Origin of the sequence: Streptomyces sp. SA15, assembly GCF_002291145.1 — a bacterium.
Taxonomy (GTDB): Bacteria; Actinomycetota; Actinomycetes; order Streptomycetales; family Streptomycetaceae; genus Streptomyces.
Genome location: NZ_NTGE01000031.1, coordinates 21,494 through 35,267 on the forward strand (window position 1 = coordinate 21,494; position 13,774 = coordinate 35,267).

At 70.2% G+C, this 13,774-nt stretch carries 15 protein-coding genes and 2 tRNA genes; 3 read left to right on the top strand and 14 right to left on the bottom strand.

Annotated features, from left to right (window positions below; all coding sequences use genetic code 11):
* The first annotated feature begins 388 nt into the window (after window positions 1–388).
* Window positions 389–1,708 (top strand): cytochrome b/b6 domain-containing protein, encoded by a 1,320-nt coding sequence (locus CLM62_RS04840; protein WP_179381944.1) that lies wholly within the window; start codon window positions 389–391, stop codon window positions 1,706–1,708.
* The gene (locus CLM62_RS04845; RefSeq protein WP_179381945.1) at window positions 1,705–3,318 is read left to right on the top strand and encodes an NADH-quinone oxidoreductase subunit NuoF family protein; all 1,614 of its coding nucleotides are present in this window, start codon (window positions 1,705–1,707) and stop codon (window positions 3,316–3,318) included. Before CLM62_RS04840 ends, CLM62_RS04845 begins: the two co-directional genes overlap by 4 nt.
* Window positions 3,319–3,381: 63 nt before the next feature.
* On the opposite strand, the gene CLM62_RS04850 is transcribed toward CLM62_RS04845, so the two are convergent.
* The 10 genes from CLM62_RS04850 to CLM62_RS49765 form a co-directional block, all read right to left on the bottom strand.
* Window positions 3,382–3,454 (bottom strand) — tRNA-Ala (locus CLM62_RS04850).
* A gap of 126 nt (window positions 3,455–3,580) precedes the next feature.
* Complete coding sequence (locus CLM62_RS04855; RefSeq protein WP_003976229.1) at window positions 3,581–3,814, bottom strand: hypothetical protein; 234 nt, start codon at window positions 3,812–3,814, stop codon at window positions 3,581–3,583.
* Between the two features lie 3 nt (window positions 3,815–3,817).
* Window positions 3,818–3,991, bottom strand: a complete 174-nt coding sequence (locus tag CLM62_RS48540; protein ID WP_107483759.1) for a hypothetical protein — start codon at window positions 3,989–3,991, stop codon at window positions 3,818–3,820.
* A gap of 244 nt (window positions 3,992–4,235) precedes the next feature.
* A tRNA-Ala gene (locus CLM62_RS04860) sits at window positions 4,236–4,308 on the bottom strand.
* Window positions 4,309–4,405: 97 nt separating this feature from the next.
* Window positions 4,406–5,080, bottom strand: coding sequence for a histidine phosphatase family protein (locus tag CLM62_RS04865; RefSeq protein ID WP_095748619.1), 675 nt, complete (start codon window positions 5,078–5,080; stop codon window positions 4,406–4,408).
* A complete protein-coding gene (gene rsfS, locus CLM62_RS04870; protein ID WP_095748620.1) occupies window positions 5,077–5,520 on the bottom strand; it encodes a ribosome silencing factor in 444 nt (147 codons plus the stop codon). The genes CLM62_RS04865 and rsfS overlap by 4 nt, the downstream gene beginning before the upstream one ends.
* Window positions 5,521–5,630: 110 nt before the next feature.
* A complete protein-coding gene (locus CLM62_RS04875; RefSeq protein WP_095748621.1) occupies window positions 5,631–7,364 on the bottom strand; it encodes an LCP family protein in 1,734 nt (577 codons plus the stop codon).
* Between the two features lie 16 nt (window positions 7,365–7,380).
* Entirely contained in the window at window positions 7,381–8,043 is a 663-nt protein-coding gene (gene nadD, locus CLM62_RS04880) for a nicotinate-nucleotide adenylyltransferase (protein WP_095748622.1), read from the bottom strand.
* A gap of 91 nt (window positions 8,044–8,134) precedes the next feature.
* On the bottom strand, window positions 8,135–8,299 hold the full coding sequence (locus CLM62_RS49760; RefSeq protein ID WP_095748623.1) for a hypothetical protein: 165 nt from the start codon (window positions 8,297–8,299) through the stop codon (window positions 8,135–8,137).
* A 122-nt stretch (window positions 8,300–8,421) separates the two neighbouring features.
* Complete coding sequence (locus CLM62_RS49765; RefSeq protein ID WP_095748624.1) at window positions 8,422–8,583, bottom strand: hypothetical protein; 162 nt, start codon at window positions 8,581–8,583, stop codon at window positions 8,422–8,424.
* A gap of 113 nt (window positions 8,584–8,696) precedes the next feature.
* On the opposite strand from CLM62_RS49765, the gene CLM62_RS04895 reads away from it, so the two are divergent.
* A complete protein-coding gene (locus CLM62_RS04895; RefSeq protein WP_373559107.1) occupies window positions 8,697–9,803 on the top strand; it encodes a M48 family metallopeptidase in 1,107 nt (368 codons plus the stop codon).
* Between the two features lie 79 nt (window positions 9,804–9,882).
* On the opposite strand, the gene CLM62_RS04900 is transcribed toward CLM62_RS04895, so the two are convergent.
* The 4 genes from CLM62_RS04900 to CLM62_RS04915 all read right to left on the bottom strand — a co-directional run bounded on the left by CLM62_RS04900 (window position 9,883) and on the right by CLM62_RS04915 (window position 13,581).
* Entirely contained in the window at window positions 9,883–10,953 is a 1,071-nt protein-coding gene (locus CLM62_RS04900) for a hypothetical protein (protein WP_095748625.1), read from the bottom strand.
* Window positions 10,954–11,073: 120 nt separating this feature from the next.
* Window positions 11,074–11,640 (bottom strand): hypothetical protein, encoded by a 567-nt coding sequence (locus CLM62_RS04905; RefSeq protein ID WP_095748626.1) that lies wholly within the window; start codon window positions 11,638–11,640, stop codon window positions 11,074–11,076.
* Window positions 11,641–11,774: 134 nt separating this feature from the next.
* Window positions 11,775–13,061, bottom strand: a complete 1,287-nt coding sequence (locus tag CLM62_RS04910; protein ID WP_095748627.1) for a glutamate-5-semialdehyde dehydrogenase — start codon at window positions 13,059–13,061, stop codon at window positions 11,775–11,777.
* Window positions 13,062–13,122: 61 nt separating this feature from the next.
* Window positions 13,123–13,581 carry a hypothetical protein gene (locus CLM62_RS04915; RefSeq protein WP_095748628.1) on the bottom strand — a complete coding sequence of 153 codons (459 nt, stop codon included), beginning with the start codon at window positions 13,579–13,581 and terminating at the stop codon, window positions 13,123–13,125.
* Window positions 13,582–13,774 lie beyond the last annotated feature (193 nt).

The following is a 13,774-nucleotide window of genomic DNA, read 5'->3' on the forward strand; positions in this document are numbered from 1 at the left end:
ATCCCCTCGCACAGGAGGGGACGCCGCGCCGATGCCGACCACGGTCTCAGCGGTGGTCGGGACTGATCAGCGCGGCCCGCTAAGCAGAAGGCGTACGGCACGCATGGCGTTAGGGTACCGCAGCCGTTGAGCACGATGCGACGCGCTTACGTATGCCTTATGGGCACCGGGTGCCGCCCTCACCGACCCGCCCGAGCGCACGACCGCACCCGACAAAAGCTGAACCAAGGTCAAATGTTACTTCGCGTAACAGCTACTAAGGGACATCACAACGGCCCGATCGTCGTTTGATAACAACGCAATAACTCAAACCTCGTACCCATCGGTATGGAGCCACTTAGAGTGCGGCAGCGGGACCGCTTTCCCGAAACTGCTCGGAGTTGCCCCCATGAACCCTCGTCGTAGTAACAACTCGCTCCCCCAACCGGGCCGGTCGGCCTATGGGGTGGCGTCGGCTGTCTTCCTGCTCCTCATACCCGTGATCGTGCTGGTCGGAGGTGACGCGTTCCGTGAGTTCCTGAACTTCGGCGCCGGCGTGCTGTCCCTCGTCTCGCTCAGCTGCTCGGTGATCTGGGGTCTGGTCGCCCAGGACCGGATCTTCCTGAACACCCGCCAGCGGATCATCGGGCAGGCGGTGCACCGGACGACCGCCGTCGCCTCGATCGCGTTTCTGCTGCTGCACATCACCACCAAGATCGCGCTCGACCACGTGTCACTGCTCGGCGCGCTGATCCCCTTCTCGCTCGGCGTCACCGGACTCGAGGGCCTGATCGGTCTGGGCTCCCTGGCCGGCCTGCTCATGATCTTCGTGGGCGTCACCGGCGCTCTGCGCAGCAAGTTCGCCTCCCCCGCCCCGGTGGCGGCCCGCTGGCGGGCCATGCACATGCTGGCCTACCCGGCCTGGTGCGCCGCGCTGCTGCACGGCCTGTACGCGGGCCGCGCGGCGAAGCCGGTCTTCGTGATCCTTTACGGCCTGTCCGTGCTCGGCGTCACCGCGGCCCTGGCCCTGCGCGCCGCGCCGCGCCCGGTCAAGCGCCAGGTCGCCGACCGGATCGCCGCGTTCCTGGGCACCGAGGAGCGACTGGGCCGCGAGGAGCTGGACGCGAGCCGGGCCAGGGTGGCGGCGGAGTCCACGGGCGCGCTGCCGGGCTACGAGAACCAGCGGGGGACGCCGTCCCGGACGCGCATGACGCCCCCGTACGAGGCGCCCGCGGCCCCGGAGCCCGCGAACGGCTTCGCGGCCGCCTACCGGGCCGTCTCGACGCCCTCGCGCGCGCGTCAGCAGCAGTCTTATGAGCAAGCCGCTTTCGATCAGTCTTTCGCGGCCGACCAGACCGCCCGCATGGACCTGCCGCTGGACATGCAGCCCACGGAGGCCATGCCGCGCGTCGACAGCGGCGGCAGCACCTCGGGCAGCTGGCCGATCCCGTCGCCGCCACCGGTCGGTGAGGCGCCCCCGTCGGCGTACGACCCGCTCAACGACACCGGATACAACATCCCGGCCTATGGCAATTCGGGCGCCTCCGGCTATGGCTCGAGTGATGTGTACGACACCGGTGAGATGAACGCCGTCTACGAGACGTACTACCCGAACGACACGTACAACAACAGCGGTCCCGCCACTGAAACACTCCCCGGTGCCTCCTACGACTTCGACGCACCGGGTTCGGGCGAACCTTGGAACACGCCTTCCGGAGGCTTTAAGTGAACGAGGCCCTGCCCGACGTACCAGAAGTCCGCGTGGTCGGCCTTCCCCAGCTCACGTCGGGCTTCGACCTTGTGGAAAGACTCGACCTGCCCATGCACCTGAAGGTGCACGGGCCGCTCGAACCGATGGGCGGAGAGCAGCTCGCGCAGCTCTCGGAGCGCATCAATCTGAAGGGCCGCGGCGGCGCGGGCTTCCCCTTCCACAAGAAGCTGCGCTCGGTCGCCGAATCGGCGATCAAACGCGGCGTACGGCCGGTCGTGGTCGTCAACGGCAGCGAGGACGAGCCGGCCTGCCGCAAGGACACGGTGCTGATCAACCGTGCCCCGCATCTCATCCTGGACGGCGCGCTGCTGTGCGCCGAGGCCCTGGGTGCCCGCACGCTCGTGGTGGGGGTCACCCGGGAGTCCACACAGCGCTCCATGGAGGCCGCGCTCGCCGAACGAGGGCTCAGCAACGGCCGGCGATCGGCGCTACGCGCGCGCGTGCAGCGCAATCCGGTCCGCATGGTCACCGGCGCCGCCGCCTCGCTGATCCGCTCCATCGACGGCGGCCCGGCGATCCCGCCCGGCCGCAAGGTCAGCGCCTCGCAGAACGGCGTCGGCGGCGCGCCCACCCTGCTGTCGAACGCCGAGACCTTCGCCCAGCTGGCGATCGCCGCCCGCATCGGCCCCGAGCGCTACGGCAACACCGGTCTGTACGACGAGCCGGGCACCGTCATGCTCACGGTCTCCGGCGCGGTCGCCCGCCCCATGGTGATCGAGGTCCCCACGGGCGTGCCGCTGCGCTACGTCCTGCAGCTGGCCGGCGCCCCGCCGGTCCCGCAGGGCGTGCTGACCGGCGGTTACCACGGCAAGTGGATCGACGCGGCGAGGGTCAACGAGGCGATCGTCTCGCGCAACTCCCTGGACGCGGTGGGCGGTTCACTGGGCGCGGGCGCGATCCTGCCGATCAGTCAGGAGACCTGTCCGCTCGGTGAATCCCTGCGTGTGGCGCAGTGGTTGGCCGAGGAGAGCGCGGGACAGTGCGGTCCCTGCTACCTCGGTCTGCCGGCCGCCGCGCGCGGCATGGAGGACATCCTCAACGGCGGCGGCCCGGCCGCCCTGGAGGCGCTCAAGCAGGTCGCCAAGAACGTGAAGCGGCGCGGGGCGTGCTCGCACCCGGACGGCTCCGCGATGTTCCTGGAGTCGACCATCAAGGCGTTCACGGACGACCTGGCCGCGCATGTCCTCGGAACCGGCTGCGGACGGCCCGTGGAGGGCGTTCTGCCGCTCTTCGAGGGCGGCCAGATGCCGACGGGCATCCCGGGCGGCGGCGAGTCCGAGGAGAACGGCCCCAGCCGCCAGAAGATCTACGTGGACTGGACGCTGTGCCGGGGCCACGGTCTGTGCGCGGACATCCTCCCGGAGGTCTTCGAGCTGGGCGCCGACGGTTTCCCGACCGTCGCCCAGGCCCAGGTGCCGCGCTACGCGGAGGCCAAGGCTCTGCGCGCGGTGCGCCGCTGCCCGGCGCTCGCCCTGCGCATCGAGGAGGACACCCGGTCGCAGGGGTCCACCCGCAACAACCTGCCGGTCCTCTCCCAGGGCCGCGGCCGCCGCGCCCTGGGGCGCTGAACACACGCTGACACACACGACGAAGGCGGGTCATCCGAGAGGATGACCCGCCTTCACTTTCTGTGGAGCTAAGGAGAATTGAACTCCTGACCTCCTGCATGCCATGCAGGCGCTCTACCAACTGAGCTATAGCCCCTTGCAATGTTCCGCCGGGTTTCCCCGGCGGCGACGCCAACTTTACCGGCCCACCGGGTGGAGCACCAAATCGTTTCCCTTCTGTCCGGATACGGCAGCCGATGTCGGCTTACGCGGCCTCACGGCCTCACGCCGTGACGAACGAGTAGAAGCGTTTGAGCGTGCAGTGTTCCTCGAGGAGGCGGCCGTAGATCGGCTCACCCTCCAGTTCGCGGTACGTCTCGATCGGGTCGCCCTTTATGATCAGCGCCCGCGCGCACTCCTCGCACCAGTACTGGTAGTCGGGGTTGACCGGCTCCATGTCACGGACGATCGGCGTCCCGCTGCCGCACCAGTCGCACTTTCGCCTGTGTGCACCCATCGATCAGCTCCAGATGTGGCCGCAGGCCGTGCACACGTAGGAGATTCCGCCGTTGTCACCGAGGACTTGGGCGACGTGGACGGAACCGCAGGAAGGGCAGCTGAGGCGGACGACCGTGTCCCGTGTCGACGCTGCTTCGCGGAGGTGGCCGACCTCCACGAGGATGCTCGCAGGCATCACTGCTCCCTCCCGTCGGGCCGCGCCCCCTTCCGGCCGTTTGATTCTGCCACGGCCGGACCAATACGGTCAGCGACGCCTTAGTACCAGTCCGGACACGGCACCCGCCGAGACCGCACCGGGCAGCGCGAACGTGCACGCCACAGCGCCTCCAGAGAGATATACGCCCCGCAGGTCCAAGTGACTCAAGCCGGGACGGCAACAAAAAGATCCCGTCCCTCAGGGGACGGGATCTTCCGTGCCGTGGAGCTAAGGAGAATTGAACTCCTGACCTCCTGCATGCCATGCAGGCGCTCTACCAACTGAGCTATAGCCCCTTGCGCCACGCGGCGGAGCCGCATGGTGTTTCGCCCAGCTCGGTGGGGCGAACAAGAAGAACTTTAGCCTGCGACCTGCCGGAAAGTGAAATCCAGGTCAGTCGTCGTCACCGAGCACCGGCTCCGGGAGGGTGCCGGCGTTGTGCTCGAGGAGGCGCCAGCCCCTGACGCTCTCACCGAGGACGGACCAGCAGCAGTTGGAGAGGCCGCCGAGGCTCTCCCAGTGCTGGGCCTCAAGGCCGAGGAGGCGCCCGATGGTCGTACGGATCGTGCCGCCGTGGCTGACCACGACGAGCGTGCCGTCGTCGGGCAGCTTCTCGGCGTGCCGGAGCACGACGGGGGCGGCGCGCTCGGCGACCTCGGTCTCCAGCTCGCCACCGCCGCGGCGGACCGGCTCACCGCGCTTCCACGCGGCGTACTCGTCGCCGTGGCGGGCGATGATCTCCTCGTGCGTCAGCCCCTGCCAGACGCCCGCGTACGTCTCCCGCAGGCCCTCGTCGTGGGCGACGTCCAGGCCGGTGAGCGCGGCGAGCTCGGCGGCCGTGCGGGCGGCCCGCTGGAGGTCGGAGGCGACGATCGCGGCGGGCTGCAGGGAGGCCAGCAGCCGGGCGGCGCGGCGGGCCTGGGTGACGCCGGTCTCGGTGAGGGCGACGTCCGTGGTGCCCTGGAAGCGGCGCTCCACGTTCCACGCGGTCTGGCCGTGCCGCCAGAGGATGACGCGGCGGCCGCGGCCCGGCTTCCCGCCGGCGTTGGCTCCCGCGGGGGCGCTCACCGCGGCTCCCCGAACTCGGCAGCTTCCTCCTCGGCCCGCAGCTTGGCGTGCTCCGCGGCCTTGCCGCGGGTCGCCTTGGCGTCGGCGGGCAGCTCGAGCTCGGGGCAGTCCTTCCACAGCCGCTCCAGGGCGTAGAAGACGCGCTCCTCGCTGTGCTGGACGTGGACGACGATGTCGACGTAGTCGAGCAGGACCCAGCGGGCCTCGCGGTCGCCCTCGCGCCGCACCGGCTTGGCGCCGAGCTCCTTCTGCAGGCGCTCCTCGATCTCGTCGACGATCGACTTGACCTGGCGGTCATTGGGCGCGGAGGCCAGCAGGAAGGCATCGGTGATCGACAGGACGTCGCTGACGTCGTAGGCGATGACATCGTGGGCGAGCTTGTCGGCGGCCGCCTGGGCGGCGGTGCTGACGAGCTCGAGAGAGCGGTCGGTAACGGTCACTACAAGGCTTTCGGTCGGCGGTCACTTGCCACCAAGGGTCTCACGGACCGCCGAGGGAACCCCACGCGATTAGTGGATCACGTGGGGTGCCGCCCCGGCAGGACTCCCGGCTAGGACTCCGAAGGCTTGTAGTCCCGGCCCAGGACCACGGACACGTCCGCGTTCGCGGAGACCGTGCCCTTGGTCACAGCGCTGTCGGGCAGGCCCAGGGTCTTGGCGACCTCGGTGGCGTTCTCCTTGTCCGCGGCATCGCCGTAGAGGACCTTCGACGCGGACTGCGCGGCGGAGGCCGTGCCGCCCTCCTGGAACGTGAAGCCGCCGTTGAGGAGCACCACGCGGGCCGCTTCGGTGTTGTCCCTGACGCCGCTGGCGTTCTGGACGGACACGCTGACGGCCGCGTCCTTGTCGGGGCTCTTCGCCGTGCCGCCCAGCACGTCCTTGACCACACCGGCGCTGGCCTCGGCGTTCAGCGTGCCGTCGGCCTGGACGGGCAGCAGCGCGGTCTTGTAGTCGCCGCCCTTGGCGAGATCGGCGAGCTTGGCGAGGAAGGTGCCGAGGTCCTTGTCGGTCAGCGGCGGCTCGATGATCTGCCCCAGCGTCTGCACGGTGACGGTCGCGCCCTGCGCGTCGGAGGACAGCTTGCGCATCACGCCCTGCATGACCTGCCCGAACCGCTCCAGCTGGGCGTTCTGGGCCTCGCCGGAGCCGCGGTAGGTGGCGTAGGCGACGGCCATCTTGCCGCTGAGCGTCTGGTCCTTGCCCTTGCTGACCAGGGGTGCCTCGCCCTTCTTCTTGGCCTTCGGGTCGGGCACGTCGGCGTTGGTGTCGACCTCGATGTTGCCGACGAGATCGACCAGGTTCTGCAGGTAGGGGGTGTCCAGGCGCCAGGTGCCCTCGATGTCGGTGCCGAGGACGGTGTCGATGGCGTCGCGCGTACCGGAGGAGCCGTCGTCGTCGACCGACTTGGCGAGGGTGGTCGTGTTGCCGTCGTCGTCCGTCAGGACGAGGGAGTTGGGCAGCAGGACGGTGGTGCCCTGCTTGGTGGTGGTGTTGTCGACGAGCAGCGCCGTGGAGGTGCCACCCTGCGCGGTGTTGTGCAGGTGGACGACGATCACGTCGCGCTTCTGGGCGCCCGCCGCGGTCGCGGCTGAGGTCTTCGCGTCGGACGAGGACAGGCCCGGCAGCTTCCCGGCGTACCAGAGGTAGCCGACGCCGCCGACCGCGACCAACGCCAGGACCACGGTGAGGGCGATGAGGCGGCTACGGGCGCGCCGCTTGGCCTCCTCACGGCGCTCGGTGCGGTTCTCCGTGAAGTTCAGCCAGTCGATGACGTCCTCGGAGTCGCCGTCGGGCTCCTCCACGAAGGCGAACTGCTCGGTGTGGTAGTCCCGTCGAGGCTCGGCGCGGTCGTCCGCGACAGGAGCGCCCGTCTCCCGCGGCTGCTCCGCCGGTCCGGCCTGCTGCGGGATGTAGGCGGTCTGCTCGGCGACGCGGGGCTGGTGACCACTGGTGGCGCTCTGGCCGTAGGGGTCGTACGACGGTGCCGGCCCGCCGGACTGCTGCGCACCGGCGCCGTACGGGTCGTAGGGCGGCACGGGGGCCTGCTGACCGGTGCCGTAGGGGTCGTACGACGGTTGCTGCTGCTGCCCGCCGGAGGCGTACGGGTCGTACCCGTAGCCCTGCTGCTGCGCGTACGGGTCGTACGGCTGCTGCGGCTGCGGCTGCGGTGCCTGCTGTGGCGGCGCGGCCTGCCGGTACACGGGCCGGCCGTACTCGTCGTAGCCGACGAGCTCGTACTGGTCGTCGTGGTTGCCGCCGTATCCCGCGTCGTATCGGTCGTTCACCGGTGCCCCTCTCGGCTCACTCGCCGCGGTACAGCTCGCGCTTGTCGATGTAGCGCACGACTCCGTCCGGCACCAGATACCAGACGGGTTCGCCCTTGGCGACTCTCGCACGGCAGTCGGTGGAGGAGATGGCGAGGGCGGGGACCTCGACGAGCGAGACGCCGCCCTCCGGGAGGCCGGGGTCGGACAGGACGTGGCCCGGCCGGGTGACCCCGATGAAGTGCGCGAGGGAGAACAGCTCCTCCGTGTCCCGCCAGGTGAGGATCTGGCCGAGGGCGTCGGCGCCGGTGATGAAGAACAGGTCGGTGTCGGGGTTGAGCGCCTTCAGGTCGCGCAAGGTGTCCGTGGTGTAGGTCGGGCCGCCGCGGTCGATGTCGATGCGGCTCACCGAGAACTGCGGGTTCTCGGCGGTCGCGATGACCGTCATCAGGTAGCGGTCCTCGGCCGGGGAGACCTTGCGGTGGGTCTTCTGCCACGGCTGGCCGGTGGGGACGAACACCACCTCGTCCAGGTGGAACTGCGCGGCGACCTCGCTGGCCGCCACGAGGTGCCCGTGGTGGATCGGGTCGAAGGTCCCGCCCATGACGCCGAGACGGCGCTTGCCGGGGTTCGACGGGCCGTTGCCCGGGCTGCTCGGCGTGTCGTTCGCCGGACCGGTAGGCATGTCCTGCTCTCCCATGCGGCAGACCCTACCGGCCCGGCCTGAGGACCCCGGCCGACAGATCCCCGGACGGCCCGGCCCGCGGCCCCTGCCGGACGGCCGGAGCGGCTCAGCGGTCGCGGTTGAAACGGGTGGTGATCCACAGCAGAAGCATCAGGGCGAGGAAGGCGCCGCCGCCGGTCAGCAAGGGGTTGAGGCTCTCGTGGTTGCCGCCGTGCTCCTCGCCCTCGGCGGCAAGGGTGACCAACTGGGCTGCGGTGCTGTGGAAGCTCATCTTCGGCAGGACCTATCCGGTGTGGGCGGGATAAAGACGTCGGCCCATCGTAAGCGGGTGCCACAAGAGCGATCACGCCGACTCCACCGTTGGGCAACCGCCGGGGGAACCTTCCCGCGTCCTCAGTCGTCTTTCCGCCTGTACCCCCGCAGCAGGAACCACGCGGTCAGCACACAGCCCACAACCATCACGATCAGGACGACCCGGAGCAGATTCCCCGGCCCTTGCTGCTCGACGGCGCTCGCGGCCTCGGTGAGCCAGGTCGATGCGGGGTTGTGCTCCATGGCGCGGAACTCCTTCGCTGTAGTGCCCGTCCACGGTATCTCCGCCTAGGCTGGGCACTGCTTCGGGGGCGCAAAGGACCGCACAAGGGTCCGCAAAGGGCCACACAACGCACATGGGGGAAGACATGTCCGACGGCCACGAGCAGAACGGGCACGAGAACGTGCCGAGCAGGCAGCGCAGGCGCTTCCCGGGGATCTCCTCGCGTGCGTACGAGCATCCGGCCGACCGCTCCGCCCTGGTGGCGCTGCGCAAGCTGAGCGGCTTCGACACGGTCTTCAAGGCGCTCAGCGGTCTGCTTCCCGAGCGCAGTCTCCGGCTGCTGTTCCTGTCCGACTCGGTGCGCGTCTCCGACCAGCAGTTCACGCACCTCAACGACATGCTGCGGGATGCCTGTTACATCCTGGACCTGGAGAAGGTCCCGCCGATGTACGTCAACCAGGACCCGCAGCCGAACGCGATGTGCATCGGCCTGGACGAGCCGATCATCGTGGTCACCACCGGCCTGGTCGAGCTGCTCGACGAGGAGGAGATGCGGGCGGTCGTCGGGCACGAGGTGGGGCACGCTCTGTCCGGCCACTCGGTGTACCGCACGATCCTGCTGTTCCTCACCAGCCTCGCCCTCAGGGTGGCCTGGATCCCGCTGGGCAACATCGCGATCATGGCGATCGTGACCGCGCTGCGCGAGTGGTTCCGCAAGTCGGAGCTGTCCGCGGACCGCGCGGGCCTGCTGGTCGGCCAGGACCTGAAGGCCTCGATGCGTGGCCTGATGAAGCTGGCGGGCGGCAACCACCTGCACGAGATGAACGTGGACGCGTTCCTTAAGCAGGCCGAGGAGTACGAGGCCGGCGGCGACCTGCGCGACTCCGTGTTGAAGATCATGAACGTGCTGCCGCGCTCCCACCCCTTCGCCACCATCCGGGCGGCCGAGCTGAAGAAGTGGTCCGAGTCCCGGGAGTACCAGCGGATCATGGACGGCCACTACCCGCGGCGCACCGAGGACAAGGAAACCTCGGTCACGGACTCCTTCCGGGAGTCGGCGTCGCACTACGCCACGCACGTCAAGGGCTCCAAGGACCCGCTGATGAAGCTGGTCAGCGACATCGCCGGCGGGGCCGGGGACCTGGGCGGCCGGGTGCGGCGCGGGTTCGGTGGCTTCACCCAGTCGGCTCCGCCCAAGGACCAGCCGCCGACGGACACGCCGCCGCGGGGCGACGACTGACGTCACAGAAGTCACAGAAGTCACAGGACACAAGGCACAGAAGCCACAGAAGCCACAGAAGCCACAGACTCCCTGAGCGTCACGCTTTCGGCTGCGCGCTCGTCGCCAGCGACCCGCACAGCGCCGTCGCGCCGCCCGTCGCGTAAGGGTCCGTGCCGGCCGGGCCGCCCGCCTTCGCGGTCTGGCCGGCGAGCAGGGGCCGTAGCCGGTTGGTGGAGTCCTCGGCGCAGGACAGGGGCCCGGCCTGGACGTAGGAGACGACGAGCTGGGCCGTGTTCAGGCGCAGGTCGTCGCGGTCGAAGCGGAAGTGCAGCTCGCGCCGGACGGTGAACAGGGAGGCCTTGGCCTTGTCGTCGGAGTCGGCCGGCCGCAGCGCGTACACGAAGGTGTGGTCCGCGGTGACCTCCAGCGTGGACGCGTCGGTCTCGGCGGCCTGGAGGGTGCCCTGGACCCGGATCCTGCGGTCGGCCAGCTCCGCCTCGGCCGGGTCGAAGCGAACCAGCCATCCGGTCGGGGCGTGCCGGCCGTCGGCGGCCGGATGGTCGAAGCTCTGGTCGAACTGGTCGAGTTGGTCCGTGTCGAGCAGGACCCGCACAGGACGGACCTGCTCGCCGGTGAGGACCTCCGGGTAGAGCGAGGACCGGACGATGTAGTCCTTGGCGGTGCTCAGGGCGGCCACGACCTGGCTGTCCGAGAAGTGCGCGGTGCGCCGGGAGGCGGGCAGCGGAATGCCCTCGGCGCCGATGCGGAACTGCGCGGCGGGGCTGTGCGCGTACAGGTACTCGGGGTCGGTGTACCCGGGCACCTTTCCCTGCGGGGCGAGCGGGATCACGGTCATCCGCAGCGGCTCGACGGGCTGCCGGGCGGCGGGCTCCTGGTAGGGGTGCCGTACGCCCATGTAGATCGCGGTGCCGAAGGCGACGGCGATCAGCAGGACCAGCACCAGCGCCTGCCGGGACAGCCCGCGGCGCAGCGGCGGACGGCGGCGGACGGCGGGCGCGTGGTCGGCGATACGCTCCTCGGCGGAGTACTCCTGGAGGCGGGCAGCGCGGACGAACGACTCGTCGAAGACGACGGATCGGTACTCGTCCTCGCCACCTCCGGGGCCGCCCTCGGGTGTCCCCTCAGGTGGGTCTCCAGGCCCTCCCATATCTTCAGAGTAGGTCGCGGGGGGCTCAGGTAAACGCCCTGGTACACGACAAGTTCTGACAGGTTCTCAACAGGATCGGCAACCAGCCACCGGGCGGTGCCAGGGCGTGCGGGCCAGCGTTCACGGCGTGCGCGGGACCGCCGACACGGCCGGCTGGGAGTAGTCGGCCGAGGCGGAGGGCGCCGCCGACGTGCCCTGTTCGACGCCGGTCGAGGCGGGCGGCGGAGCCGGGGCGCGGCCACCGGAGGAGGCACTCCGGTACACCGCCGCGAAGGCCAGCGCGACCATGCCGATTCCCATCACGAGGGCGAGCATCCAGGCGACGGGGCGGTGCCAGCGGACCTGCTTGCCGTACGTCCCGGGGGCGCCGTAGCGGCCTTCGAGGATGTCGGCGTCGTCCAGGTCGTCGAGTTCGGGATCATGGCCGAAACCGCTGGGGTCGTACCCGTCGTCGTAGCGCTCGCCCCTGCCGCGGGCGCGGCGGGCCTCGGCCTCGGAGGCCTCCGCTCTCGCCTGGGCCGCGGCCAGGAGGCGTTCGACGGCGGTCGGCTCGTGCACAACGGCCGCCCGTACGAAGGCCTCGTCGAAGACCACGGAGGCGAACTCTTCGTCCGACACCCCGCGGTCGTGGTCGTCGTCGGGCTCCCAGCCGTCAGGGAACGGCGTGCCCCCCACGTCCTCCGGCACGGATCCAGAGTAGACCTGGGGGGTCAATTTGGGCAGACGGTATGGAAATTCATCCGTGGTTGAGACGCGGACGACATATGGACGACACGTCGCACGAGCCCGCCGTACGACTCCGTACGACCGCTTCGCACGCCTCAGCGCCGTACGTGCCCGTCGCCGGTGACGATGTACTTCGTGCTGGTCAGCTCGGGCAGGCCCATCGGGCCGCGGGCGTGCAGCTTCTGCGTGGAGATGCCGATTTCCGCGCCGAAGCCGAACTGGCCGCCGTCCGTGAACCGGGTGGAGGCGTTCACGGCGACCGTCGTGGAATCCACCAGCTGGGTGAAGCGGCGGGCGGCCTGCTGCGAGGTCGTCACGATGGCCTCGGTGTGGCCGGAGGTCCACAGGCGGATGTGTTCGACGGCCTTGTCGAGGGAGTCGACGACCGCGGCGGCGATGTCGTAGGAGAGGTACTCGGTCTCCCAGTCCTCCGGCGTGGCCTCGACGACGGTGGCCTTGGAGTCCTTGGCGTACGCCAGCACCCGCTCGTCGGCGTGCACGGTCACGCCGGCCTCCGCGAGGGCGTCCAGGGCGCGGGGCAGGAAGACGGGGGCGATGTCCTGGTGGACGAGGAGCGTCTCGGCGGCGTTGCACACGCTCGGCCGCTGCGCCTTGGAGTTGATCAGGATGTCGAGGGCCATGTCGAGGTCGGCGTGGGCGTCGACGTAGACGTGGCAGTTGCCGGTGCCGGTCTCGATGACCGGGACGGTGGACTCGGCGACGACGGTCTGGATCAGGGAGGCGCCGCCGCGCGGGATGAGCACGTCGACCAGGCCGCGGGCCCGCATCAGCTCACGCACGCTCTCGCGGCTCTCGCCGGGCACGAGCTGCACGGCGTCGGCGGGCAGCCCGGCCCCGCCGACGGCGTCGCGGAGCACCCGGACAAGGGCGGTGTTCGACTCGTACGCCGAGGCCGAGCCGCGCAGCAGCACGGCGTTGCCGGCCTTCAGGCACAGGGCGGCGGCGTCGACGGTGACGTTCGGGCGGGCCTCGTAGATGATCCCGACGACGCCGAGCGGGACGCGGACCTGGCGCAGGTCGATGCCGTTCGGGAGGGTGGAGCCGCGGACGACCTCGCCGACCGGGTCGGGCAGCGCGATGACGTCCCGGACGTCGGAGGCGATGGCCCGGACCCGCTCCGGGGTCAGGGTCAGCCGGTCGATGATGGCCTCGCTGGTGCCGGCCTCGCGGGCCTTGGCGATGTCCTTGGCGTTGGCCTCGACGATTTCGCTCGTCCGGACCTCCAGCGCGTCCGCGATGGCTTGCAGCGCGTCGTCCTTCTCGGCCCTGGGCAGCGGGGCGAGGTCGGCGGCGGCGGCCTTGGCGCGGTAGGCGGCCCGGGTGACCGGGGACATGGAGTCGTACGGCGAAAGCGTGGTCATGTAGGGAAGCGTAGTGCTCCGGACGGATGCGTCCACCGGGCGTTCCACACCCCGAGATGGGTCAAAATGGATGAACCCCGACCGGCGTGGCAGGCGCGGGCCCGTACCCCTCCGAGATGCGCTGGTGGTAGGTCTGGCGGTCGATGACCTCCAGGCCGACGATCTCCCACGGTGGGAGCCCCGCACTCTGGCGGTGCTCGCCCCACAGGCGCAGGGCGACGGCGGCCGCGTCGTGCAGGTCGCGGGCCTCCTCCCAGTACCGGATCTCGGCGTGGTCGTTCGCGTATCTGCTGGTCAGGAGGAAGGGGTGGTCGTGGGCGAGCTGTTCCAGGGCGCGCCGGACCTCCTTGAGCGGGGCCTCGTCGCCGGAGACGCTCAGGGTGACGTGCCACAGGCGCGGCAGGTCCTCGGGTTCCCCGCCCTCGTAGCGGTCACCGGCCGCGACGCTGGTCAGGGCACGCTCCTCGCCGGGTGTGCGGGAGGCGGTACCACCGCGGGACGCCGCCGCCCCAGGGCGCACTCGTCTCACGACGGCCTCCTTTACGCACAGGTCGAGTGGTGCTCGTAGGGAACGTCTCCCTGAGACAAAGTTGAGCAGGCCGCAAGGGCTCGCGTGGCGGTTTTGCGGAACGTCCACCTCAGGGCGACGCCTGTATCGGGGCGTTCACCCCGTTTTCGGGTGTCCCGGAGTGGGCGGCGGGCCTTCAGAGCCT